The sequence below is a fragment of the Streptomyces sp. SID14436 genome (genome assembly GCF_010548465.1).
Taxonomy (GTDB): Bacteria; Actinomycetota; Actinomycetes; order Streptomycetales; family Streptomycetaceae; genus Streptomyces.
The window spans coordinates 1-251 of sequence record NZ_JAAGMD010000554.1 but is presented as its reverse complement, the minus strand read 5'-3'; the positions used below and the strand labels follow the sequence as shown (position 1 = coordinate 251).

Annotated in this window: 1 protein-coding gene; it reads left to right on the top strand. The window is 74.5% G+C overall.

Annotated elements, in window-relative coordinates:
• Positions 1-251, top strand: a 251-nt coding sequence (locus G3I53_RS19220; protein ID WP_164438588.1) for a condensation domain-containing protein, incomplete at both ends; no start/stop codon positions are given.

Here is a 251-nt window from a genome sequence, read left to right as displayed (position 1 = left end):
ATGCACCACATCGTCTCGGACGGCTGGTCGGTCGGGGTCCTGCTGCGGGACCTCGAGGCCGCGTACGACGGCCGGGAACTGCCCGGGCTCGCCGTGCAGTACGCCGATTACGCGGCGTGGCAGCGCGACTGGCTCTCCGGAGACGTCCTGGAGGAGCAGCTGGCGTACTGGCGTGAGGCGTTGCAGGGCGCCCCGCCGGCGCTGGACCTGCCGACGGACCGGCCGCGGCCGGCGGTGCCCAGTCACCGGGG